At 68.2% G+C, this 19,883-nt stretch carries 29 protein-coding genes; 25 read left to right on the top strand and 4 right to left on the bottom strand.

Annotated features, from left to right (window positions below):
* Nucleotides 1–262 precede the first annotated feature (262 nt).
* Nucleotides 263–970 carry a SpoIIE family protein phosphatase gene (locus ACLJWH_RS04745; protein WP_411140276.1) on the top strand — a complete coding sequence of 236 codons (708 nt, stop codon included), beginning with the start codon at nucleotides 263–265 and terminating at the stop codon, nucleotides 968–970.
* Between the two features lie 111 nt (nucleotides 971–1,081).
* Nucleotides 1,082–1,414, top strand: a complete 333-nt coding sequence (locus ACLJWH_RS04740) for a hypothetical protein (RefSeq protein WP_411140275.1) — start codon at nucleotides 1,082–1,084, stop codon at nucleotides 1,412–1,414.
* Nucleotides 1,415–1,467: 53 nt separating this feature from the next.
* Here the strand turns inward: ACLJWH_RS04740 and ACLJWH_RS04735 are convergent, their stop codons facing one another.
* Nucleotides 1,468–1,722, bottom strand: a complete 255-nt coding sequence (locus ACLJWH_RS04735) for a hypothetical protein (RefSeq protein WP_411140274.1) — start codon at nucleotides 1,720–1,722, stop codon at nucleotides 1,468–1,470.
* Nucleotides 1,723–1,825: 103 nt separating this feature from the next.
* Between ACLJWH_RS04735 and ACLJWH_RS04730 the strand changes: the two genes are divergently transcribed.
* The gene (locus tag ACLJWH_RS04730) at nucleotides 1,826–2,713 is read left to right on the top strand and encodes a hypothetical protein (protein WP_411140273.1); all 888 of its coding nucleotides are present in this window, start codon (nucleotides 1,826–1,828) and stop codon (nucleotides 2,711–2,713) included.
* 54 nt (nucleotides 2,714–2,767) lie between these two features.
* Nucleotides 2,768–3,424 (top strand): hypothetical protein, encoded by a 657-nt coding sequence (locus ACLJWH_RS04725; protein WP_411140272.1) that lies wholly within the window; start codon nucleotides 2,768–2,770, stop codon nucleotides 3,422–3,424.
* Nucleotides 3,425–3,595: 171 nt separating this feature from the next.
* On the opposite strand, the gene ACLJWH_RS04720 is transcribed toward ACLJWH_RS04725, so the two are convergent.
* From ACLJWH_RS04720 to ACLJWH_RS04710, 3 genes are all read right to left on the bottom strand, one after another.
* Entirely contained in the window at nucleotides 3,596–4,042 is a 447-nt protein-coding gene (locus ACLJWH_RS04720; RefSeq protein WP_411140271.1) for an FxLYD domain-containing protein, read from the bottom strand.
* Nucleotides 4,043–4,139: 97 nt separating this feature from the next.
* A complete protein-coding gene (locus tag ACLJWH_RS04715) occupies nucleotides 4,140–4,343 on the bottom strand; it encodes a hypothetical protein (RefSeq protein ID WP_411140270.1) in 204 nt (67 codons plus the stop codon).
* Nucleotides 4,344–4,427: 84 nt separating this feature from the next.
* Nucleotides 4,428–4,727: a helix-turn-helix domain-containing protein gene (locus tag ACLJWH_RS04710; protein WP_411140269.1), complete on the bottom strand. Its 300-nt coding sequence runs from the start codon at nucleotides 4,725–4,727 to the stop codon at nucleotides 4,428–4,430.
* A 162-nt stretch (nucleotides 4,728–4,889) separates the two neighbouring features.
* Between ACLJWH_RS04710 and ACLJWH_RS04705 the strand changes: the two genes are divergently transcribed.
* The 21 genes from ACLJWH_RS04705 (at nucleotide 4,890) to ACLJWH_RS04605 (ending at nucleotide 19,866) form a co-directional block, all read left to right on the top strand.
* On the top strand, nucleotides 4,890–5,042 hold the full coding sequence (locus tag ACLJWH_RS04705) for a hypothetical protein (protein WP_411140268.1): 153 nt from the start codon (nucleotides 4,890–4,892) through the stop codon (nucleotides 5,040–5,042).
* Entirely contained in the window at nucleotides 5,039–5,497 is a 459-nt protein-coding gene (locus tag ACLJWH_RS04700) for a hypothetical protein (RefSeq protein WP_411140267.1), read from the top strand. The genes ACLJWH_RS04705 and ACLJWH_RS04700 overlap by 4 nt, the downstream gene beginning before the upstream one ends.
* Nucleotides 5,498–5,563: 66 nt before the next feature.
* Entirely contained in the window at nucleotides 5,564–6,583 is a 1,020-nt protein-coding gene (locus tag ACLJWH_RS04695; RefSeq protein WP_411140266.1) for a hypothetical protein, read from the top strand.
* A gap of 54 nt (nucleotides 6,584–6,637) precedes the next feature.
* On the top strand, nucleotides 6,638–7,219 hold the full coding sequence (locus tag ACLJWH_RS04690) for a hypothetical protein (protein WP_411140265.1): 582 nt from the start codon (nucleotides 6,638–6,640) through the stop codon (nucleotides 7,217–7,219).
* A 142-nt stretch (nucleotides 7,220–7,361) separates the two neighbouring features.
* The gene (locus tag ACLJWH_RS04685) at nucleotides 7,362–7,730 is read left to right on the top strand and encodes a hypothetical protein (RefSeq protein WP_411140264.1); all 369 of its coding nucleotides are present in this window, start codon (nucleotides 7,362–7,364) and stop codon (nucleotides 7,728–7,730) included.
* 172 nt (nucleotides 7,731–7,902) lie between these two features.
* Nucleotides 7,903–8,274, top strand: coding sequence for a hypothetical protein (locus ACLJWH_RS04680; protein ID WP_411140263.1), 372 nt, complete (start codon nucleotides 7,903–7,905; stop codon nucleotides 8,272–8,274).
* Nucleotides 8,275–8,421: 147 nt separating this feature from the next.
* Nucleotides 8,422–8,814 (top strand): hypothetical protein, encoded by a 393-nt coding sequence (locus ACLJWH_RS04675; RefSeq protein WP_411140262.1) that lies wholly within the window; start codon nucleotides 8,422–8,424, stop codon nucleotides 8,812–8,814.
* Between the two features lie 123 nt (nucleotides 8,815–8,937).
* Nucleotides 8,938–9,114: a hypothetical protein gene (locus ACLJWH_RS04670; RefSeq protein ID WP_411140261.1), complete on the top strand. Its 177-nt coding sequence runs from the start codon at nucleotides 8,938–8,940 to the stop codon at nucleotides 9,112–9,114.
* Nucleotides 9,115–9,245: 131 nt separating this feature from the next.
* Nucleotides 9,246–9,473, top strand: coding sequence for a hypothetical protein (locus tag ACLJWH_RS04665; protein WP_411140260.1), 228 nt, complete (start codon nucleotides 9,246–9,248; stop codon nucleotides 9,471–9,473).
* Entirely contained in the window at nucleotides 9,473–9,784 is a 312-nt protein-coding gene (locus ACLJWH_RS04660; RefSeq protein ID WP_411140259.1) for an HNH endonuclease, read from the top strand. Before ACLJWH_RS04665 ends, ACLJWH_RS04660 begins: the two co-directional genes overlap by 1 nt.
* A gap of 184 nt (nucleotides 9,785–9,968) precedes the next feature.
* Nucleotides 9,969–10,451, top strand: a complete 483-nt coding sequence (locus tag ACLJWH_RS04655) for a hypothetical protein (RefSeq protein WP_411140258.1) — start codon at nucleotides 9,969–9,971, stop codon at nucleotides 10,449–10,451.
* A gap of 635 nt (nucleotides 10,452–11,086) precedes the next feature.
* Nucleotides 11,087–12,721: a terminase gene (locus tag ACLJWH_RS04650; protein ID WP_411140257.1), complete on the top strand. Its 1,635-nt coding sequence runs from the start codon at nucleotides 11,087–11,089 to the stop codon at nucleotides 12,719–12,721.
* Nucleotides 12,722–12,730: 9 nt separating this feature from the next.
* A complete protein-coding gene (locus ACLJWH_RS04645; RefSeq protein ID WP_411140256.1) occupies nucleotides 12,731–14,137 on the top strand; it encodes a phage portal protein in 1,407 nt (468 codons plus the stop codon).
* Nucleotides 14,130–15,179: a hypothetical protein gene (locus ACLJWH_RS04640; RefSeq protein WP_411140255.1), complete on the top strand. Its 1,050-nt coding sequence runs from the start codon at nucleotides 14,130–14,132 to the stop codon at nucleotides 15,177–15,179. Before ACLJWH_RS04645 ends, ACLJWH_RS04640 begins: the two co-directional genes overlap by 8 nt.
* A gap of 68 nt (nucleotides 15,180–15,247) precedes the next feature.
* The gene (locus ACLJWH_RS04635; protein ID WP_411140254.1) at nucleotides 15,248–15,754 is read left to right on the top strand and encodes a hypothetical protein; all 507 of its coding nucleotides are present in this window, start codon (nucleotides 15,248–15,250) and stop codon (nucleotides 15,752–15,754) included.
* A gap of 44 nt (nucleotides 15,755–15,798) precedes the next feature.
* Nucleotides 15,799–16,722 carry a P22 phage major capsid protein family protein gene (locus ACLJWH_RS04630; RefSeq protein ID WP_411140253.1) on the top strand — a complete coding sequence of 308 codons (924 nt, stop codon included), beginning with the start codon at nucleotides 15,799–15,801 and terminating at the stop codon, nucleotides 16,720–16,722.
* A 25-nt stretch (nucleotides 16,723–16,747) separates the two neighbouring features.
* Nucleotides 16,748–17,203 carry a hypothetical protein gene (locus ACLJWH_RS04625; RefSeq protein WP_411140252.1) on the top strand — a complete coding sequence of 152 codons (456 nt, stop codon included), beginning with the start codon at nucleotides 16,748–16,750 and terminating at the stop codon, nucleotides 17,201–17,203.
* A 65-nt stretch (nucleotides 17,204–17,268) separates the two neighbouring features.
* Nucleotides 17,269–18,189 (top strand): glycosyltransferase family 4 protein, encoded by a 921-nt coding sequence (locus ACLJWH_RS04620; protein WP_411140251.1) that lies wholly within the window; start codon nucleotides 17,269–17,271, stop codon nucleotides 18,187–18,189.
* A 324-nt stretch (nucleotides 18,190–18,513) separates the two neighbouring features.
* Nucleotides 18,514–18,795 carry a DUF5403 family protein gene (locus ACLJWH_RS04615; RefSeq protein ID WP_411140249.1) on the top strand — a complete coding sequence of 94 codons (282 nt, stop codon included), beginning with the start codon at nucleotides 18,514–18,516 and terminating at the stop codon, nucleotides 18,793–18,795.
* A complete protein-coding gene (locus ACLJWH_RS04610; protein WP_411140248.1) occupies nucleotides 18,792–19,229 on the top strand; it encodes a hypothetical protein in 438 nt (145 codons plus the stop codon). Before ACLJWH_RS04615 ends, ACLJWH_RS04610 begins: the two co-directional genes overlap by 4 nt.
* A 70-nt stretch (nucleotides 19,230–19,299) precedes the next feature.
* Nucleotides 19,300–19,866 carry a hypothetical protein gene (locus ACLJWH_RS04605; RefSeq protein WP_411140247.1) on the top strand — a complete coding sequence of 189 codons (567 nt, stop codon included), beginning with the start codon at nucleotides 19,300–19,302 and terminating at the stop codon, nucleotides 19,864–19,866.
* Nucleotides 19,867–19,883 lie beyond the last annotated feature (17 nt).

Below are 19,883 nucleotides of genomic sequence, written 5' to 3'. Positions count from 1 at the left end.
AACCGGTTGGACCAGGTGTTTCCTGTTTCGGAAACACGCGAACACCTGGAAAAGCCCTCCGAGCGGAAACGCCCCCCGAACGTGTGGCTTTGTACGCGAGAACGGGAGTCGTTTGTCGACGGCTTCGGGAGTCGCTTCGCGGGTCGGGCTCGTGATCAATGTCTACGAGTTTGGGAGTCGAGTCACCTCTGCTCTGCCCTCCCGGGGTAGTCCGTTAGCCGAACGTTAGAGGGGTCCTTGGCGTCCCCCGTAGCGTTATGGCATGACCACCGAGCGCACTCATGTCATCACCGGAGCGGCCACTCGTGACGGGACCGCCGCACCTAGTGGGGACGCCGCCGCTGTCCATGTCCAGGCCGACGGCACCACGGCCGCCGCCGTGGTCGATGGGATCGGACACAGCCCCCGCGTGGCCGCTGTCGCGCAGTTGCTCGCCGACGTCGCCGCCCGCGTCGCCGCCCGCCGTGGCGGCCTCGCCGGCCTTCTCACCGCCACGGAACTGGTGGCAGACCCGGGCGCCAGCGACGAGCCTGAGCCGGATGCTGTCGCCGTGGTGGCGACCGCCGAGGCAGGCGACGACCGGATCCGGGTCGCCTGGGTGGGGGACTGCCGTGCCTACGCCCTGGAGCACGGACGGCTTCGGCCTCTCACTGCCGACCACAACTTGGCCGAGCAGCTGGTGATGTGCGGCTACGAAGGCAACGTCGTCCGCCGGTCGGCGCAGTGGGTGCGTACGACGGTGGCCACCGCCGCCGTCGCCACCGTCGCGGAAGCGTGGACGACCCAGGCATCCCTGGTGGTGCTCACGACAGACGGCGTCCACGACCAGGTGCCGCACGGCGTGATGGAGGCCCTAGCCCTCAAGTACGAGAGCGAACCGCAGGCCCTCGCGGACGCCCTGGTGGCCGCCGCCGAGTCTGGCGACGGCGTCAGGGACGACGCCACCGCCATCGTGATCCGCCACACCTGACGTTTCATCTTGGGCGCCTCCCAAAGTCGCGAACATTGGACATTCGCGCGGGCGTGCGACTCCCGAAGGCGTCAACAAACGACTCCCGTTCTCGCGTACAAAGCCAGAGCAATGACCAAGCCCGCAGCCATCCGTCTGACGGAGGAGCGCGCCATCACCATTGCCATAGCCGGGGCCCCGGACATCGCCACCTACTCCAGAAGCCACAGCATCGTCCCGGCCACCGTCACCATCACCTATCGCTGGCAGCACGCTGACCACCGCGATTCCTGGTACGAGCCCGGCGCCACGACCATTAAAGTCACCGGCCCACGCCGTCTAAATCTAAAGTCCGGCGGAGTCGGACTCGGCCTGGAACCAGTCTCGTTCTACGGTGGCCGGACCGACCGCGATCGACCTCAGTGGCTCACTGCACTCGTTGCCCAGCACTTGCCCGAGGGATGAGGCCAATGATCGGCCCGGCCGCCCCCGGCGAGTAGGCGCAGGTGGACGCCCTGTCAGTCCTGCGCTGGCGGGGCGCCGCGGCGGGGTCGGCCGCCCTTCCGGGCCCGCCGGGCGGTGAGTTCTTCCTCGGCTGCGGCGAGGTCGGCGAGTGCCTGCTCGTCGCCGTGCTGCTTGATCGTCGCACGGACGTGGTCGAGGAGGTCGGCGCCGCGGTCACGGTCGCCGAGGACGTTGCCGTACGCGTCCCACATGCGGCGAGGCAGGCGAAACCGGGCGGTGAACGTGTGGCCCTCGGCGGAGTCGGTCATGCCCTGATGTTGCCACACGGTTTCTTCCACAACACCCCTTGTGTAGCCACACGGTTGCCGTTAGCGTGTAGCTACACAGTTAACCGAGAAAGCGAGGCCCACCATGAACGCACGCACAGACGAGACGCTCCCCGCCGAGGTCATCGCCACCACCCCCACCGTGACTGTCACCCTGCCCGGCAAGTTCTGCGACTGGCTCAACGGGACCAACCTCGCCCGCGGGCAGGACGACAGCGACCCCGAGTGCAAGGCACTCCGGCTCGCCTACGAGGGCGCCCCCCTCCGCCGCAACGGCAGGAGCTACTACGTCAAGATCACAACAGCCGATGACACCGTCCTCCGCGTCCTCGCCGAGTACGCCGGTTACTGCGTGGACAGCAACGTCGATGAGCCCGACGCGGCCGAGGCGCGCGCCGCCCACACCGTCGAGGCGCGCGCCGTCGCCGCCCACAAGGAACTGCGGTCCGCCCAGGGGGCCGTCAGGAGTCACGCCGCCGACGAGCCGATCCCCGCCGAGGTTCTCGACGCAGCCCCCGGCGCCGTGGTTGTCACCCACGATCACGGCATGACCCACCAGGTGTGGCGCGACCGCGAGGGCATCGGGGTCGTGTTCGACGAGACCCCGGCCGGCCTCGCCCGCGGCGGGTGGGCCGCCTGGTCCCCCACGTGCGAGAACAAGGGCGGGATCATCGGGTGGTACGCCACCAAGGGCGAGGCCGCTGACGCCGTTGCCAAGGCGTGGCCGGCCCCGGCCGCTGAGGAGCCGACCGAGGTCGACGAGGAGCCCGCGGAACTGGATCAGCGCGTCGTGTCCTACCTCGGTGGCAAGGTGCACACCCAGGCGCCCGGCCTGGACGGTTACCCCTGGCCGCTGTGCCGCGGCGGGATGAACCAGATGCTCAGCAAGTTCCGCCGCACGAACGAGCCGCTGAGCTGCTCCTACTGCGTCGAGTACGAGCGACGCCGCGCCGCCCGCCACGCCGCCGCCTGATCACCCCCGGCGGCCCGCACGGCCGCCGGCCAATCCTCCAGAGGAGCCCTGCCCTTGCATGCCTGCCTCGACAAGTCCCACCGCCCCGCCTGGCGAGTGGTGGTCCGGAACGCCAACTACAGTGCCTTCAACGGCTACCGCCGCGCCCCTTCCCCCTACTCCCTGCTGCGCTGCCTGGAGTGCGGGGCCGCTTGGAGGACGAAGGCGGCCTACGTCACCAGCATCCAGGACGCCGACATGCAGCCGACGGCGCTGCGCGAGAGCGCCGCCGCCCACGAGGAGGCGGCGCGCGAGAGCATCGAGGCGTCCGACACTGAGGGATTCCTCAGCCAGTGGGCACACGGCGTGTGCGCCCGTGAAGACCGCCTGGCCGCCCACATCGCCGAGAACGGCGGGACCGCCGAGTTCCCTGCCCTGTTCGACCTCGACGGCACCCTGGTCCCGGCCCGGCGCGTCCAGAAGCAGTACGGCTGGATCTGGGAGCTGCTGGATGCCAAGGGGGGGCGGCGCGGCTGGTTCAACGAGTCCAGGGCGAAGAGCCCCGAGGTGCGCCGCCGGAACAACGCCACCAAGGGTATCTACCTCGGCACCGTCCGAGCCCCCGCCGAGTCCGCCACGGTCGAGGGCGAAGTCCGGGGCCTGGCCGTGATCCCGGTACGCACCGACGGCGGATGGTCCCCCGACGTGCAGGTAATCGACAACGGGCACTGAGCCGAAACGCCCCAAGGGGCGTCCGCGGGGACTGGCCTACCTGCGCTGATGGGGTCGGCCGCAGGGGGAGTTCGAAGAAGACATGCAGCGGTACACCTGACGTTGAAGCGCCCGACGCAACGCAGACGCCCCGCCGATCCGACTTGGCGGGGCGTCATCACGACTGCTCGGTCACGGTGACGGATACCGGCCGACCGTCACCACCTTGCACGTGACCTTCCCGCTGACCTTCTCAACACCTTGAGCTGTCACCTTGGCCTGCTGCTTAGGAGCGAGGCCATTCTCGGCCGCCGCGCCCGTCCCGAGCCGCGTGCCGCTGGAGTCGACGAACTCGATGCTGATGATGTAGTTCGCTTTCGTGCTGGAGTGGTTCGTCACCGTCAGCTTGGCGGCCGGCCAGCCTGTAACCCCGCCCACCGAACAATCGTCGATCTTCACGTCGCTCTTGCCGCCATCATCCTCGGCCGCGGGTAAGCCCTTGGCGGGAGTCTCACCGTGACCGCTGCCCTCAACCGCCTTGGCCGATCGGTCGGAGCCGCCGCTGCTCGTACCCGGCATGCACCCGGTGAGCGCGACCGCGCCCACCGTCAAACCAGCCGCGATGATCCGTATGCGCATGATCCCCCCACGAGATATCAGAAGTGGGGTAACCATACGAGCGGGAACGGGAGTTGTGGAGGCGGAGTGTCTGATCTGTGACCAACAAGTGCCACCGTCACTCCCAGACGTCCGGCCCGCCGCCGCGCCACTCGATCAACTGCGGATCCTCGATGGCGTCCTCATCGAGGCCGGCGCGGCGCAGGAACTCGACCAGGTCCCGCGGACCATACGCGAGGCCGAGGATCTCGCCGCCGGCCGACACCCGCCGGCCGCCGGACGGTGACGGCGGATGTACCACCACGGGGGGATGCGCGGTCATACCTCCACAGTGGAGGCGAGCGGCGCACTGCGCATGCTGGGCGCCGCATCCGCGTCGAGTTGGCTGCCCAGCCACCGCACCATGTCACACATCCGGCGATCCCTTCTTCGGCCGCGCGGTCCCCGACCCCTTGTAGCTGCGGAACACGTCCTGCACCGTGCTCAGCTTGATCTGAAGCCGGTCCGCGATCTGCCGGTACGACAGCCCGTTGCCGCCGTCCCACATGTCGCGGATCAAGGCGGTGCGGTCGGCAGACCACGCCTTGTTGCGCCGGACCTGATCGGCCATGATCCGGCTCTGAGCCTTGACCCGCTCCTCTCGGTCCGCAATCTGCTCGACCGCATCAAGGGCGTCCGACACGCGGCGCACCTCCTCGTCGCTCATCCCGGCCCTTTCCCTCGGAGGGCCGCTTGCCTTAAGCGTAGGGGGCCCCTACAGTCGCCAGCAAGCAGCCCGCGCTGCTGATGCACAACGGCCCCGGCCCGGCGCTGCAACGCCGTATGGGCCGGGGCCAGACCCACTCACAGTCCCGAGGAGCAGATCCGCATGGATCGTACCCAGACGCCACCGCCCAGCACTTTGGCCCCGCGCCGCCTGATCGCAGCAGGCACCACCCGCCACCACGCAGGCCGCACCATCACCGTGCGCGCCACCGCGGTCGGCGTCACCGGCACCATCACCCGCGGCGGTGCGCGATGACCGCCACCCAGCCGTCCGCGCAGACCGAAGCAGTCCGCGCGCTGCTCGCCGAGGCCACGGCCGACTACACCGACGCACAGGCCCGCCGCCAGGCTCAAGACCACCGCGACGACGCCGACCTCCTCGTCTGCGACGACACCGACGAAGACGGAGGCGCCCCGGTGAACGCGACCCTCGACGCCGCCGCTCGGCTCGGCCGCGCACTCGGCCACCTGCCCGGCGCCCTCATCGAGGTCAGCAACATCTACCCCGACCACATCGAGGTCAGCGTGCATGACGGCCTCGCCCGCTTTGAGCAGTGGCGCGAAGCCCTCGACATCCCCTCCACGGACATCGACTACCGAGACATCGGGGCCAGCCGCATGCGACTCCAAGGCCGCGGCGCGTTCGCCGGTGTCGACGTCAAGCTGACCGGCCACGCCCCCGCGATCACCACCTGCCGCGTCGCGCCCTGACGCCCCAGACGGTCGGCCTGCAACGCCCCCAGCACCGCAGGCCGGCCACCTCTCCGGGAGGTCCCCATGAACCGCAACGTCTGGCGCGTCGCGCTGACCCTCGTCTGCCTCTCCGCCCTCGGCTCTACCGGTTGGTCGCTGGCCGAGGTCGCCGCCCACTACGAGGCGCCGTGGCCCGTGGGAGCCGCCGCCGTCGTAGTCTTCGACGGCGCCGCCTACGCATGCCTGTACTTCGCCAACGAAGCCAGCGCTGCGGGCCGATCCGCCGCTGGCGCCCGCCTGGCCTCCCTCTGCCAAGCCGCTGGATCGGTCTACCTGAACGGCATCCACGCCGACCTCATCCATGGAGGTGGGGGCGCCGCCATCCTGTTCAGTTCACCCACCATCGCCCTGCTGGTCGTATCCGAACTGTCTTGGGCCGGGCCCCGTGCCCAGCAGCGCGGCGAACAGCCCTTCCGCTTCCCGCTCCTGGGGGGCTGGGCCTGGATCATCGCACCCCGCCGCGCGGGCAAGTCAGTCAAGGCCCGTGCCATCGACTACATCGAACAGGCCGGACAACCTGTCCGGACCGCGCCGGAGAGGCCCGCGACAGCTATGGCCCGCCTTCGCGAGCACTTCGCCACCCTCGATCCCACCGATTCCATCCGCATCGGCCATGAAGCGCAGCCCGACCTCGCCCCTGGAGACCTCGCGGCACTCCTGCGCACCTATGGCGTCAACGTCGACGCAGTCCAAGTGGCCCTGGTGCTCCTCGGCGCACCCGCCGAGATCGCTGTTGACCGACCGGACACTAAACGGACAGCACCAGGCGATACGCCTACCAGCGCGCCATCAGCTGACCCCCGCATCGAGCTGACCAAGGCGGACATGTTGTCCGGACCGCGTCCGGACAACATCACCGCTGCTGTCCGCGACCTTGTCCGCCGCGGCATCACTGACCGGGACCCCGTCGTCTCCATCACCCGCGACCTCCTCGGCACGGACATCAACCCGGACACGATCCGGCGCACCCTCGCCCGCGAAATCGACCGCGCCGGACAGGCCACGAACGTTGACGTCGGTAAAGGCGGAGGCGGCTACGCATGACCACTGCGCCGTAGCGCAAGAATCCCGTACCGAGAAACCTCATGGGAGGCACCTATGTCCACTGGCAGCGCTTCGTTCGATGCGATCCTTGCGCGGGACGAGCAGGATCAGGCCCGCGGCCTCGGAGTGTGGGGGAAAGAGCCGCCACAGCCGCCGCTGCACTGCATCACCTTCGTCACCTCGAACAGGCCCGACCTCACTGATCTTGTAGAACTGGCGACTGTCGGCATGATGCCGGTCCCTGGAGTGGGGGAGGTGATCGCCCTGCACGACTCGGAAGTCACCGTCGCAGAGGTGCAGACGACCTACACCAGGACAGACACAGGGCGCACGCAGATCTACACGTTCGTCGTGGTGAATGAACTCACCCCTGGGCAGCGGGCTCTCGCAAAGAATCGGACGATTGAATCAAGGGGGGATGAAGCGACGAGCGATCGTGTTCGAGTCCGGGTGTTGTTGCTGGTAGGCGACCAGGCGGAAATTGTCGCCGACGCTGCGGACGCACTGAAGCCGGCCCGGTATCGGGCGGCGGATATCGCGGTAGCGGTAGGCGTGTCGCTGGCCGAGTTGCCGGGGCTGCGCCTGTCGGCAGTCGTCGGCAGGGATGGTCGTCTGTCTGGCTGGCAGCTGATCTGAGAGCAGGCCCCGGATTCCGGTGATCCGGGGCCTTTTCCCGCACAGGGGTGTTGTAATTCAGTGCCCGAGGGCTGTAAATTAGTGCACATGGAGAAGGGGCCGCAAACCCCAACTCCCCATCACCCGCAAGGAAGGGAACTTCATGTCCGACTCGAGAGACGAACAGGTCGAATACCTGCTCGCCAAGCTCACCACCCTCTACTACGGCCTGCGCGTCACCTGCCAGGGCCTGCCCGTATCGATCACCCTCCCGCGCGCAACGGGGCCGATCTCCGAACTGATGGAAGGCGTCGACCGGTGCTTCCGGATCAGCGACGACCTACCGCTCCCCGATGACGTGCGCGCCGATCTCCAGATGGCCTGCCTCCACTGGAATACCGCGGCAGACCTGATCGGTCTCTACGCCACCGGCATGAACGGGTCCAAGCTGCGGGATGAGGCGGCCGAACTCGCCATGGCCTCCATGCAGGTCGCTCTGAACAGCGTCCTGGCCTGGCTCGACCAGGAGTGATCGCAGGCGCCGCCCACCTGGTGCGGGTGGGCGGCGCCCGCCTTCGTCGAAAGCGGAAAAGCTCTCCACGAGGTGTTGCAATCCAGTGCGTGAGCGCTGTAAAGTAGTGCACATGAGGGAGGGGCCGCAAACCCCGAACTCACCACCACAACAACTCAAGAGAGGACGGACAATGTCCGACGAATTCGAGCACCGGGTACGCGAGACAGCCCACCACCTGCTCGTGACCTACCAGCTGATCATCCAGGTCTGCGAACTGCTCCCCGTACCGATCACCCTCCCCAACTCGGAGGTAATCGAGAGCCGAGAAATCATCCCGGCAGTCGCCCGAGTCGTCGAGATCATCGAAGACCAGCCGATCACCGAGATCCAGCAAGCCGGGATCTGGGGAGCCTGCCTCCACTGGCTCGCCGGAGCGAACCTCTTCACCCAGCTACTCGCAACCCCGGCGGACCCCACGCTCGACCTGCAAATCCAGATCAACGTCGTCGTAGCAGGTGAAGCGCTGGTCCTCATCTCCCAGGAACTGCGACACCAGGAGTAACCATCCCGATGCCCCCGGCAGCCAGCCGGGGGCATCCCCACGCGCAAAAGACCGGCGAGGATCGAGCCCGCAGGCTCACAGACACCGAAATGCCTGCCGCAAAACCCTCGCCGGTCACCACCACTCCCGAAAGGAATGGACCCCACCATGGTAAACCGCGCCCCCCACGGCGAAACCATGCACGAGATCGCGGCTCGCCACGGCCGCGCCTACGACACCGTACGCAACCAGTGGTCGCGACACCCCGACTGGCCCGAGTCCACCGACAAGCGCGGGCGCTACAAGCTCTACGACCCCACCGCCGTGGACGAATGGGTACGCATCCATGTCGACCGCCCCACCCTGAACCTCCAGCCCAGGCAGCTCTACACCGCCGCCGAGATCGGCAAGGCCGCCGGCATCGCCGCCGGCACCATCCGCGCCGACCGCACCCGAGGCCGCTGGCCGGAGCCAGACGACACCGAAGGCGGCGTTAACCGGTGGTACGGCAGCACCGCAACAGCAGCACTCGCGAATCGCCGCGGGTACCGGCGAGAGTAGGACCCAGCGCGAAGCGTGCTCCCTCCACTGCATCGATGGCGCCACACTCGTACCTACCGCGCGCGACGCCCCGACCTGAGCGCCTGGTAGATCGAACAGCGAGACGCGCGGCATCATGAGCCCATGCGCCCCATGCTCGTTGACATCTACGCCGCCCATGCCGCAACCGGCATCCGCCCCGGCACCATCCGCGTATGGCGCCACCGTGGCCGCATCACCGACCACGGCCACGATCGCTCCGGCCGGGTCCTCGTGGACCTCGCCGAACTCCAGAACCGGCAACCGCAGAAGGCCGCTTGACCGCACACCCATACGGGTGTAACACTCGTCCCGTGTTCAGCGTGCCCGCACACAGCTGATCTCGGCATACCGAAGGCCCCGGTCAACACGATCGGGGCCTTCGTCGTGCCCAGACGGAGACAGGGGGAGTCATGGCAGACACACACCCCGGCCGCGCAGAGCAGCTGCGCGAATACTGGACCGTCGGCAAAGGCGCGGCCGAGATCAGATGGGGCACCCCCGGCGACTTCGACCGATGCGTAAGCCACCTGGAGAAGTACATGCCGGGCCGCGCGGAGGGTTACTGCAACTTGCTCCACCACCGCGCCACGGGGATCTACCCCGCCACCCATGCCAAGGCGGAGAAAGGCGGTGCCTGATGGCCTGGAGCAGCAGCAACCGCCGCGCCGAACTCCCCACCGACTGGGACTCCTCCGTACGGCCGCGCATCCTTGCCCGGGACAGCCAGCAGTGCGTCGCCACCATGCGCGATGGCGGCCGATGTCCCGCGACCGCTGGTCTTGAAGTCGATCACATCGGCGATCGGCACGATCACCGCGACGCCAACCTTCAGACGCTCTGCTCATGGCACCACAAGCACAAGACTGCGCGGGAGTCGGCAGCTGCCCGGCGGCGCAGCGCTCGGCCACGGCGCACCAGACCGACCGAGGCGCATCCGGGACTGCGCTGATCACTGCATACCCATGCGTTCGATGCATATCGATCTCGGGATGACCTGGGGAGGGACCCCGATGATCATGGAATCCCGACCGCAAGCGTATAGGTGCTCCGGGTCTGTACGGGTCTGGGGATTCTGGATCACCGGGAAGCGCATATCGCTCGTATGACCATGCATCCGAGAGGGGATGGTCGGCATGGCCGGGATAGGGCCGGCGCCCAAGGATCCGAGCCGGCGGGCGCGCCGTAACAAGGGGCCGACTCCGCAGACGATCCTGCGGTTCGAGCGGGCCGAGGCGCCTGCCCTTCCGACCTTTGAGATCGAGGTGGACGGGGATCTGGTCGAGTTCGCCTGGCCGGCCCGGACGGTCGAGTGGTGGGACATGTGGCGGGCCAGCCCGCAGGCTGAGCACTTCGGCAGCACGGACTGGGATTTCCTCCTCGACACCGCGCTGATCCACGCGAAGTACTGGCGCGGTGACCTCTCGCTCGCCGCTGAACTGCGGCTGCGGGTAGCGAAGCACGGCGCGACGATGGAGGACCGGGCCCGTCTGAGGATGGCGTTCGCAGAGGCGGATGAGGCGGACGGCGGCAAGGGGTCGTCGGGAGCAGTCGCGGCTCGGGAACGGTACGCGAAGTTGCGAGTCGTAGGACCCGATAGCCCGGATACAGGTCACTGACCTGTGGGTCCCCACTCCAGTCGGTCTAAAGCTCGTATTGTTCTGGGTGTTGGTAGCGGACTGAATCGCCTATGCTGTGGCCGCAACCTTCCTTATCCGAAAGATTGGGTAAGGCAGAGAAGTGGCTATATCAGAAATGATGTAGGGCTCGACCTGGCTGGCACCAGATCGAGCCCTTTACCGAGCCCGGTCGTCCAGATGAGGACCGGGCTCGCTGCTTGCATGCGATCCCGTCCGACCGTCTCGGTTGTGTGGGTCAGCTCATGTACTGACCCACTGTGGCGATGACCGCCACGAGCAACCCGCCAAGTCCGATCCAGACCTGCCACTTCTCGGGCCCGGACCACTTCCTGCGCGGCTTGCTCATATCCGACATTGCATCTCCTTCGGTCGTGGCCCGAGGCGGGCCAATGCCGAACCGGCTTGTAGGTCCGGCGGGTTGGCGGAAGACGACCAATGTCAGCGACAGCATACGAGACGCGCCAGCTGTAAACGGCATCGCCGAACAGATCTGGGTAGGGCAGTCTGTTTTTGGGTACGCCAGTCAGATCCGCCCGAAGGGGTCGCGTGGCTCAGGCTGTTGTGCTACGGGACGGGGGACAATGCCTTGGCGCGGGCCGTTTTACCGAGGCGAGTTGCCGACGCTCGGATACCAGGTGCTGGGCTGGATCGCCGACAACCTGATCGTGCCGGACGGGCCAGCGGCCGGTGAACCGCTGGAGTTCACCGACGAGCAGGCAATGTTTGTGCTCCAGTTGTACGCCATCGACCCGCGGTTCGAGGGTCCGGCGATCGGCGGGCGGGCGCTGAACAATGGGCGGCGCATCCGGCGCGCGGTGCTCTCTCGGCCGAAGGGTTGGGGCAAGTCGCCACTGGTGGCTGCTCTGTGCTTGGCCGAGGCCCTGGCGGACGTCGTGCCAGATGGTTGGGACGCGGCCGGTGAGCCGGTCGGCCGGCCGTGGACCTCGCTGGGGTTCAAGGCGAAGGTGCAGATCGTCGCTGTCAGTGAGGATCAGACGGCGAATACCTGGGATCCGCTGTTGGAGATGGCGCGGAACGGTCCGATTGGTGACCACTACGACATCGAGCCGCTGGATACGTTCGTGAACGTGCCGCGGGGACGTATCGAGCCGGTGACCAGTTCGGGCACGTCGCGTGAGGGGTTCAGGCCGGTGTTCTCGGCGATGGACCAGACCGAGTCGTGGACGCCGTCGAATGGCGGGCGCCGGTTGGCGGGCGTCATTCGACGCAACCTCGGCAAGGTCAACGGCTGTTCCGTCGAGACGCCGAATGCATTCGTCCCCGGCGCTGGGAGCGTGGCGGAGCGGTCGTTCGAGGCGTGGAAGAAGCAACTCGAAGGCAAGACAAAGGCCGTTGACGGCCTGCTGTTCGACCACAGGGAGGCGCCTCCGGAGACCGACCCGGCCGACGAGCAGTCCCTCCTGGAGGGCCTGGCTATCGCCTACGGCGGGTCAGCGGACCGCGCAGGCGGCTGGGTCAACCTGCGGCGCCTGCTGAACGAGTACTGGGATCCGGACACGGAGCCGCAGGACGCGAGGCGCTATTACCTGAACCAGGTGACCCACGCGACTGACTCGTGGCTGACACAGCCGGAGTGGTCCGGCTGTACGGCCTTGGGTGAGGTGGTGGCGGATGGCGACCCGATCGTGCTGGGTTTCGACGGCAGTCGGAAGCGCAACCGCGGAGTGACGGATGCCACCGCGCTCGTCGGGTGCCGTGTGAGTGATGGGCATCTCTTCGAGATCCGGGTGTGGGAGCAGCCGGACGGCCCGGCCGGTGATGACTGGGAGGTGCCGGTCGCCGAGGTGCTGGCCGAAGTCGAGACCACCTTTCGGCGCCGGACCGTGATCGGGATGTACGCGGACCCGGCGAAGTGGGAGAGCCACGTAGCCGCTTGGGAGGCGAAGTACGGGCCGCAGTTGCGGGTGAAGTCGTCGAGCAACCATCCCATCGAATGGTGGATGACGGGCGGCCGGGCGCTCCAGATCGTGCGGGCGACGCGGTCACTGCATGACGCAGTGACGGACCGTGAGGTGACGCATGACGGCTCGTCGGCACTGACACGGCACATGCTCAATGCGCGGCGGGCCGAGTCCCGAGCGGGCATCCAGATCCGCAAAGAGCATCCGGACAGTCCTCGGAAAATCGACGCCGCGGTGGCGTCGATTCTCGCGTGGCAGTGCCGGCTGGACGCGCTCGCGAAGGGCGCGACGACGAAGGTGCGTTCCGGCACCGTGTACTTCATGTGAGGGGGCGAGGTGACAGTCTCTGCCGTATCCCTCGCGGACGCTACGACCCGCGCGACCCGGGCTCTGGAGGGTCTGAGGCACGACCGGCCGCGGTTGGACCGGATCGATGCGTATATGCGGGGCCGACATGCAGGCCCGTACACGCCGCGGAATGCCTCGAAGGAGTACCGCCTGCTTGCAGAGCGGTCGATCTCGAACTTCCTTCCGATGGTGGTCGCTGCTCCTTCGCAGGCGCTGTCGGTGGAGGGGTATCACCGGTCGGGTTCGTCGGAGGATGCGCCGGAGTGGCGCTCGGGCTGGCAGCCGAATCGGCTGGATGAGCGCCAGGCCGCCGTGTACAGGTCAGCAATCACCTACGGGCACAGCTTCACAGTCGTACTTCCCCATAAGTCGGATCCGACGCGGCCTGTGATCCGGGCGGTGTCGCCCCGGTGTATGTGGGCCGCGTACGACGATCCGGCGGCGGACGAGTGGCCCCTGTATGCACTGGAGTTGCGGCGCCTTCCCGGCGTCGAAGGCTCGGTCGAAGGCTGGTTCTACGACGAGACGGCCGTGTATCGAGCGGAGGCTGACGAGGAGAAGGTGACGCTCTCCCAGAAGCGGCTGCACGGACTCGGTGTGTGCCCGGTCCGGCGGTTCGCGGCACAGGTGGATCTGGAGGGCCGCACGACCGGCGCCGTTGAGCCGCTGATTCCACTGCAAGATCGCATCAATCAGACGGTATTTGATCTTCTGATTTCGCAGACTTACGGCAGTTTCAAGGTGCGCACGGTCAGTGGCATGACGCCGCCGCTGAAGCGTGACCCGGAGACGGGCGAGCCGCTGCTCGACGCGGACGGCAACCCGATCGCGAGGCCCGTGACGGCGGACGCGTCGCGGTTGCTGATGGCTCCTGACGCGGACACGAGGTTCGGCACTCTGGATGAGACTCCGCTGACAGGGTTCATCGAGAGCGTGGGCATGTCGCTGCGGCATCTCGCTGTCGTCAGCCAGGTGCCGCCGCACAACCTCGGCGTCGGCGACATGATCAACCTGAGTGCCGAGGCCCTGGCGGCGACGGAGGCAGTGATGATGCGCATGGTCGCCGAGTACAAGCGCAGTTTCGGGGAGTCGTGGGAATCGGACATGCGCCTGTCAGCCAGGATCATGGGTGAGCGCGAAGGCGCGGAGGACCTGGCCTCGCAGGTCATATGGACGGACGCCGAATCGCGGAGCCTGAGCCAGACGGTCGACGCGCTCGGCAAGGCCAGACAGATGCTGGATGTGCCGGCCCGCGCTCTGTGGTCGAAGATCCCCGGGTTCACCGACACCGACCGTGCCAGTTGGCCGGAGATGGCCGCCGAGGAGGATTCATCGGTACGTCTGGCGGAGTCGCTGACACGGGCCGCGGCCCCGGCCGGGCCGGCTGGTGGCTGACCAGGGCGCGGAGATCACTGAGATGCACCGGCTGGGCCAGGTGCAGATCTCCGCAGGTGCCTCCCGCGCTGTCCTGGACCGGTGGCGCCAGGTGTCCCCCATCGCTCTGGGAGGCACGGCCGGGCCCTGGCTGGCGGACTCGGTGGCCCTCACACGCACCTACCGGCGCCGGTCGAGGCGGCTGACGGCGGACTACGTGCGGCTGCTGCGCGCCCTGCGTACCGGGGAGACGCTACCGCCGCTGGAGGGCGGACCGGTGCGGGACGAGGCGTCGCTCGGCGAACTGCGCGACCATTTCGCCGCGTCCGCCGGCGCGTCGCGCCGACCGCACCGGGACGACGCGGTGCGCGTGAGCGTGGACACCAATTTCGCGTGGCCACAGGCGGACGCCGATGCCGAAGACCGGCGCGCCACGGTCTCATTGGTGGTGACCGGCCCTGTCGCGGCCGAGCGGCGCATCTCACGACTGCGGGCAGACCAGCAGCAGCGTGGACGGCTTGACGACGCGGATTTCCTCGCTGAGCTGGACGGCATCATGCGGGACGTCGGTGCCGGCGCTGCTGGCGCGGCGGACCGGGACGCCCAGATGGGCGGCCGGGACCTGATGGAGGAGTCGTCGCGCTCGGACCGGGCCGTGATCGGCTGGGCCCGGGTCACCGATGCCGATCCCTGCTGGCTCTGCGGGATGCTGGCCGGCCGGGGCGCGGTGTATCGCTCCTTCTGGACGGCCCGGTACCGCGGGACGGCATCGCGCCGCAAGGCTGCCGCGCCTGGCCCGCCGCAGGGCTGGGAGGACTGGTCACCCCAGCACCTGGCCCAGTGGGAGACCAGCAAGGGCTTGAACCGCTTCCACAACAACTGCCACTGCACGCTCGTGCCGGTGTACTCCCGTACCGACTGGGTGCCGGAGGCATCGCGCGCGTACCGCGAGCTGTACGACTCGGTCACTGAGGGCCTGAACGCGCCGGAAGCCCGTGCCGCATTCCGCGCGGCGATGGAGGCCCGGCGCCGTCGGGTCCGCTCCCGCAATGTGACCGTGTAGCACCCCTTCCCTGACGTTGTGCGCCCTGGAGGCGCTCGGCGTATGAGTCCTGCCCTGGAGGCACCGACATGTCCACCCCGACGTCTGCCCCTGCACCGGCTGATACCCCGGCACCGGCAGAGCCCACAGAGGCCGCTGCCCCTGAACCCGCGCCGGCCCCTGCCGAGCCCGCCCCGGAGGCGGACGACGACTGGTCGGACCCGGAGCGCGGCCGTGAGGCGAAGCGCAAGGCCAACCAAGAGGCCCGGAAGCTCCGCGCGGAGGTCGACGCCTTGAAGAAGCAGCTGGAGCTGCGCGTCGACCCGGAGGAGTCGAAGGCCGCCATCGCGCTGGTGGAGGCCGAGTCGGCACGCCAGGTGGCGCGCATCCGCTACGGCCACCAGTACGGGCTGCCGGAGGAGTTCATCGACCGGCTGCGCGGCGATACCACTGAGGACATCGAGGCTGACGCGAAGGCACTGTCCGTGCACTTCGCTCCGTCAGCCGGCCTGGGACGCGGTGGCCTGGACCCCACGGACACACCGGCGGAGACCGACCCACGCAAGCTCGCGGCCGGCATCCCCCGATTCCACTGATCTCTGCCCCTCCGGGGCGTGACCCCCTTTAGGAGGGGCTGACCATGGCAAATGTCTTTCTGAAGCCGGAAGTGATTGCGGCAACGGCACTCGGTCTGCTGGAGCGCGAAGTGGTTCTTCCGTCGCTCGTGTGGAATGACGCGATCAGCGATTTCGCGGGCGCCAAGAACGACACCGTGTCGATCCGGGTGCCGTCCCGGCTTCGGGCTCGTGAGTACGGCTGGCGCAACAACCGGAGCAGCGAGATTGTTCTCGATGAGCTGGACGAGTCAAAGATCGACGTGTCACTGAACCACGACATTTACAGCGCCGTGGCGGTCACCGACGAGGAGCTGACCCTCGACATCAAGGACTTCGGCGCACAGGTGCTGGCGCCGCAGTCCTCCGCGGTGGCGCGGGCGGTCGAGGACCTGCTCGCCACCACCATCTCGGGTGCCACTTATGCCACGACGGTGACCATCAACCCCAGCGATCCGTTCGCCGCGGCCGTCGATGCCCGTACCGCGCTCAACAAGGCCGAGGTGCCCAGGGACGGGAGGGTCCTGCTCGTCGGTGCGGACGTCGAGGCCGCCATGCTCAAGTCCGAGCTGCTCAAGCGGGTCGACGAGTCCGGCTCGGAGGGTGCGCTGCGCGAGGCGATGATCGGCCGCTATGCCGGGTTCAACGTCATCGGCTCCAACGCCATCGACCCCTCCGCGGCCTACGCCTTCGTGCGCAGCGCGTTCATCTTCGCGATGCGCGCACCGGCGATTCCGGCGGGCGTGTCCTTCGGTCAGTCGCAGTCTCACGCGGGCCTGGCGATGCGCTGGATCCGCGACTATGACCCGACGAAGCTCCGCGACCGCAGCGTGCTCAACACCTACGTCGGTACCGCGGTGGTCAAGGACAACACCGCGGCGGCCGGCGACCCGGAGCACTTGGAGCTGGTCCGCGCGGTGAAGCTCACACTCGCCAAGCCGGGTAGCTGACATGGTCGGAACGGAGGTGATCAGGATGGCACCCCCGCCTCTGGCGACGATTGCCGATCTGGAGGCGCGCCTTGGGCGGCCCCTGGCGGCCGACGAGCTGCCGTTCGCCGCGGCGGCCCTTGCGGACGCCTCCGCTCTCGTACGCACGTATGGCCTGCCGTGGTCGAACCCTGCGACGGCACCGGATGTGGCGATCAGCATCACACTGGCCGCTGCCGAGCGCCGGGTCCGAAACCCCGAGGGCTACAGGATGGAGATGGAGGGCAACTACCAGTACCAGCTGCCTGCATCCGCTCCGACCGGTATGGCACTCACGAAGGAGGAGATCGCGCTGCTGGCGCAGCTGTCGGGCCGCAGCGGCATCGCCTCGGTCGCGATTCATCGGCCGGTGCGGGTGGATGACACCTGGTACGCGCAGGTGGCCGGCGACAGTGAGCGCATCCCGTGGGGCGCTCCCGGCGATCCGGGGGCGCCGCGGTGAGGCGATTGCGGATTGTGGCCCGGCTGCACGGATACCCGCCGGATCACAACGCGGGCGCGGAGTGGATGACGCACAGCATGCTGCGGGCGCTCGCAGAGCGAGGGCATGACGTGCGGGTGCATCTGTTCCGCCGCGCGGCGCTCGCCGACCGGTATGCCCTCCAGGGTGTCCAGGTGTGGCCGGCGCCGCTGGCGTCCCGGACACCTGCCGCTCTGGCTGCTGGAGCTGACGTGCTGGTGAGCCATCTGGAGGGTGTGCCATATGTGAAGGAGGCAGCGGCCTGCGGTCGGATCCCGGTTGTGAGTATCTGCCACAACACCTACTCGCAGACGTTCGAGGAGGCGTCGGGCGTCGGCTTGGCGGTCTACAACAGCCGGTGGATGCTGGAGACGGCGGAGAAGTGGTACGCGGACTCTGATGCGCCCGCGCCGGAACGTGCTCTGGTGGTTCGGCCGCCTGTCTTCGCGGCTGAATACCGCACGACGCCCGGCGACCGCGTGACCCTGGTCAACCTCAACGCGAACAAAGGCGGCGAGATCTTCTGGGAGTTGGCCGAGCGGATGCCGGACGTTGATTTTCTGGGTGTGCGCGGTTCCTATGGGGATCAGGTGGTGCGTCAGGCTCCGAATGTCGAGGTGGTGCCGCATATCCCTGGGTCGGGGATGCGGGCCGCGGTGTACGGGCGGACGCGGATCCTGCTGGCGCTCAGCGATTACGAGTCGTGGGGCCGCGTCGCGGCAGAAGCCGCGGCCTCCGGCATACCGACGATTGCCCACCCCACCCCGGGCCTGACCGAATGTCTCGGCCCGGCCGGCACGTTCGCGGATCGCGACGACTTGGAAGCGATCGAGGCCCACATCCGCAGGCTGCTGCGGCCCCGGGCGTGGGCTGCGGCGTCGAAGCGCGCGCTCGCGCGGTCGGCGGAGCTGGATCCCGCCGCCGAGCTGGACGCCTGGTGCCGTGCGGTAGAGGAGGTGGCGGGATGAGTCTCCTCGATCGTGGATCGGAGGAGGTCGTCTTCTATCCGGCCGGGCCGGTCCGGCCGGACGGGAACCGCGGGCCAGCCGGTGCTCCGGTGGCGGTGCGGTGCCGGGTGCAGCCCGCTGTATCGCACCTTCCTGGTACCGGTAGCAGAGACGGCTACGCGGACGTTTCCACGTACCGAGTGATCGGCCGGTCGCTGCCCGCGGGGCCGTGGGACCGGGCGGTGTGGGCCGGCCAGGACTGGACGGTGGACGCGCCACCGCAGAGATGGCGGGGCTCGCCCCGCACGACTCACGACGTGCTCGTCCTGCGCCGGAGGTGAAACTGTGGCGGAACTGATCCACGACCTCGATGCCTACATCGCCCACCTGCCTGGAGCGCGCGCCGAGGTGAAGCGCGTGGCCGAGGTGCGCGCCGCCCGCATCCGCGCGGTGGCCGTCGGCCAGCAGGACACCGGCGAGTTCCTGCGTTCCATCAAGACCCATACGGGCGGGACGGACACGGTCATCTACTCCGACGATCCCGCCGCCCTGTCGAAGAACTACGGCCACCAGACGCCGAATGGTCACATGGTGGCGGGTATTCACGCCTTCGAGGCGGGGCTGTGACCGCGCTCCTGCCGGACGCGGACGAGTTGGTGCGGCACGCGCTCGCCGCGGGGCTGGCTGAACGAGGCGTGCCGGCGAGCCTGTGGACGCTGTGGCCGGACGACTGGTACGGGCAGATGCCGCTGGTCGTCGCGCGGCGTGTGCCGGGCGGCGCGGCCCCGGACCCGCGGGGCGTAGACGCGGCGATCATCACGCTGACCGCGTGCGCCTCCGACAGGCGGGCAGCATCACTGCTGGCGCGCCAGGTACGCACCGTGCTCTACGAGCAGTGCACCCATCAATTCGCTGACGCCGGGGCAGGCGGCTATCTCCACGCCTTTGCCGAGTACGCGGCGCCGGCCGAGGACCGGGCGCCAGGCCCGGTGCTCCATGCCGACGTGTTCCGTTTCACTGCGACGTACCGCGTCATCACCAGGCCGCATCCCGCGTCTTGACAGATCTTCGCCGCTCGTACCAGCGGCTCATATCCGCGCGCTTGCACGGCGATTGGAGACACGACACACCATGCCTCAGAACGACAACGCGCCGATCGTCGCGGGCACCGGGTATATCTACCTGGCCGACCCCGACACCGCGAAGCCCACCATCACGGACCCGAAGGACCCCGGGGCCGGCTGGATCAGCATCGGACACACGTCCCTTGATGATCTGCCCGAGTTCGGCCGGGACGGCGACGATCCCGAGACGCTCGGCACCTGGCAGAACAGCAATCTGCGCCAGACCAGCCCGAAGATCAACTACTCGATCACCTTCAAGTCCGTCCAGGCGTCGGTCGAGACGTATCAGCTCTATTTCGGTGCGGGCGCGGAGGCGGTGCAGCCCGACCACTCTTTCCGGATCCCAGCGCGACCGACGCCACAGGTCAAAGCGCTCCTGATGATCCTGGTGGACGGCACGAATTTCGTTCCGCTGTGGCACCCGAGGGCGTCCCTGCTCGGCAAGGACGCGGTGGCCATGAGCACGGACAAGTTCATGGCTTTCCCGATCACCGCCACCTTGCTCGGTTCGTCGCTGATCGGCAACAACATCGGAGAGTGGGCCGCGGTCCTGGCGCCCGGCCACGGCTCCTGACCACTCCTCCCGCCCGG

The organism is Streptomyces sp. x-80, from assembly GCF_046549095.1.
Taxonomy (GTDB): domain Bacteria; phylum Actinomycetota; class Actinomycetes; order Streptomycetales; family Streptomycetaceae; genus Streptomyces; species Streptomyces celluloflavus.
Note: the sequence above shows the minus strand (reverse complement) of the source record. Positions and strands in the feature narration are given on the sequence as shown.

Excerpts from the sequence above, each read along its gene's own strand:
- ACLJWH_RS04745 (WP_411140276.1), top strand. The coding sequence starts at position 263 with ATGACCACCGAGCGCACTCATGTCATCACCGGAGCGGCCACTCGTGAC.
- ACLJWH_RS04740 (WP_411140275.1), top strand. The coding sequence starts at position 1,082 with ATGACCAAGCCCGCAGCCATCCGTCTGACGGAGGAGCGCGCCATCACC.
- ACLJWH_RS04735 (WP_411140274.1), bottom strand. The coding sequence starts at position 1,722 with ATGACCGACTCCGCCGAGGGCCACACGTTCACCGCCCGGTTTCGCCTG.
- ACLJWH_RS04730 (WP_411140273.1), top strand. The coding sequence starts at position 1,826 with ATGAACGCACGCACAGACGAGACGCTCCCCGCCGAGGTCATCGCCACC.
- ACLJWH_RS04720 (WP_411140271.1), bottom strand. The coding sequence starts at position 4,042 with ATGCGCATACGGATCATCGCGGCTGGTTTGACGGTGGGCGCGGTCGCG.
- ACLJWH_RS04715 (WP_411140270.1), bottom strand. The coding sequence starts at position 4,343 with ATGACCGCGCATCCCCCCGTGGTGGTACATCCGCCGTCACCGTCCGGC.
- ACLJWH_RS04710 (WP_411140269.1), bottom strand. The coding sequence starts at position 4,727 with ATGAGCGACGAGGAGGTGCGCCGCGTGTCGGACGCCCTTGATGCGGTC.
- ACLJWH_RS04705 (WP_411140268.1), top strand. The coding sequence starts at position 4,890 with ATGGATCGTACCCAGACGCCACCGCCCAGCACTTTGGCCCCGCGCCGC.
- ACLJWH_RS04700 (WP_411140267.1), top strand. The coding sequence starts at position 5,039 with ATGACCGCCACCCAGCCGTCCGCGCAGACCGAAGCAGTCCGCGCGCTG.
- ACLJWH_RS04695 (WP_411140266.1), top strand. The coding sequence starts at position 5,564 with ATGAACCGCAACGTCTGGCGCGTCGCGCTGACCCTCGTCTGCCTCTCC.
- ACLJWH_RS04690 (WP_411140265.1), top strand. The coding sequence starts at position 6,638 with ATGTCCACTGGCAGCGCTTCGTTCGATGCGATCCTTGCGCGGGACGAG.
- ACLJWH_RS04685 (WP_411140264.1), top strand. The coding sequence starts at position 7,362 with ATGTCCGACTCGAGAGACGAACAGGTCGAATACCTGCTCGCCAAGCTC.
- ACLJWH_RS04680 (WP_411140263.1), top strand. The coding sequence starts at position 7,903 with ATGTCCGACGAATTCGAGCACCGGGTACGCGAGACAGCCCACCACCTG.
- ACLJWH_RS04675 (WP_411140262.1), top strand. The coding sequence starts at position 8,422 with ATGGTAAACCGCGCCCCCCACGGCGAAACCATGCACGAGATCGCGGCT.
- ACLJWH_RS04670 (WP_411140261.1), top strand. The coding sequence starts at position 8,938 with ATGCGCCCCATGCTCGTTGACATCTACGCCGCCCATGCCGCAACCGGC.
- ACLJWH_RS04665 (WP_411140260.1), top strand. The coding sequence starts at position 9,246 with ATGGCAGACACACACCCCGGCCGCGCAGAGCAGCTGCGCGAATACTGG.
- ACLJWH_RS04660 (WP_411140259.1), top strand. The coding sequence starts at position 9,473 with ATGGCCTGGAGCAGCAGCAACCGCCGCGCCGAACTCCCCACCGACTGG.
- ACLJWH_RS04655 (WP_411140258.1), top strand. The coding sequence starts at position 9,969 with ATGGCCGGGATAGGGCCGGCGCCCAAGGATCCGAGCCGGCGGGCGCGC.
- ACLJWH_RS04635 (WP_411140254.1), top strand. The coding sequence starts at position 15,248 with ATGTCCACCCCGACGTCTGCCCCTGCACCGGCTGATACCCCGGCACCG.
- ACLJWH_RS04630 (WP_411140253.1), top strand. The coding sequence starts at position 15,799 with ATGGCAAATGTCTTTCTGAAGCCGGAAGTGATTGCGGCAACGGCACTC.
- ACLJWH_RS04625 (WP_411140252.1), top strand. The coding sequence starts at position 16,748 with ATGGCACCCCCGCCTCTGGCGACGATTGCCGATCTGGAGGCGCGCCTT.
- ACLJWH_RS04620 (WP_411140251.1), top strand. The coding sequence starts at position 17,269 with ATGACGCACAGCATGCTGCGGGCGCTCGCAGAGCGAGGGCATGACGTG.
- ACLJWH_RS04605 (WP_411140247.1), top strand. The coding sequence starts at position 19,300 with ATGCCTCAGAACGACAACGCGCCGATCGTCGCGGGCACCGGGTATATC.